This is a genomic window from Carnobacterium sp. (assembly GCF_032094055.1).
Classification (GTDB): domain Bacteria; phylum Bacillota; class Bacilli; order Lactobacillales; family Carnobacteriaceae; genus Carnobacterium_A.
Genome location: NZ_DAMDAK010000108.1, coordinates 2109 through 3086, shown reverse-complemented (window position 1 = coordinate 3086; position 978 = coordinate 2109). Strand labels below are relative to the sequence as shown.

Genomic DNA, 978 nt, shown 5'->3' with positions numbered 1-978 from the left:
TATAATATGGTCGGGATTTGCTTTTTGATACGATTCAATAAAAGCATCCGTTACTTTCATTGAACGTGAAACATCACCGGTTAAGGGATGAGCTCTAACAAGTAATAATTTAGTCATTTTGAATATCCTTCTTTCTTTTGTTTTTGTGATGAAAAGAACAGTTAATTTTATCTTTATAATCTTACTAAAGATAAGTAGAATATGCAATACGGAAATAAAAAAATAGAAAACGAATTCATCAAAAAAGTAGTAAAAAAAACTTGATTTTTATTTTAGTCTCCCCTATAATGACAAAGTGTCATTATGACGGCATGTCATTTTCAGGAAATGAAAGGAATGAAAAAAGTGCCAACTAAAACGTATTTTAATTTATCGGAAGAAAAGCAAAGCCGGTTGGTAGCAGCAGCGGCAGAGGAATTTTCTCGCGTTCCTTTAAATGAAGCATCAATCAATAATATTATAAAAAAAGCTGAAATTTCGCGCGGCAGCTTTTATCAATATTTTGCAGATAAAGAAGACTTGTACTATTATTATCTGAGTTTGCTTAAACAAGATACTCAAAAGATGTTGTTGGATAGTTTTAAAAAAGCGAAGGGAAATTTATTCGAAGGATATCGTCTTTTTTTTCCCGCTGTACTCACTTTAATCATGGATGAAGAACATTCTGATTTTTTTAAGCATATGTTTTTACACATGGATTACCGTACTGGTAAAGAAGTAACACCTGATACGGCTAAACATTTAGAAACAGAAAGAAAATCTGATCATCCGCTAAAAAAACACATTGATATGGAAAAATTGAAATTAACAGACCCAGAAGATTTTTCTATGTTGATTAAATTTTTGATGACCACTTTATTTGGGACTATAGGAGAAGGCTTCTATAAGAAACACTCGAGGGAAGAAATCATTTCAGCATTTAATAAAAAAGTGGACTGGATTGAGTATGGTTTAGAAAAAAATTAGCCCATTTAGGAG

General features: G+C 31.3%; 1 protein-coding gene. It reads left to right on the top strand.

Annotation, left to right across the window (positions count from 1 at the left end):
- Positions 1 to 336 precede the first annotated feature (336 nt).
- A complete protein-coding gene (locus RT405_RS12410) occupies positions 337 to 966 on the top strand; it encodes a TetR family transcriptional regulator (RefSeq protein WP_313470098.1) in 630 nt (209 codons plus the stop codon).
- The last annotated feature ends 12 nt before the right edge of the window (positions 967 to 978 follow it).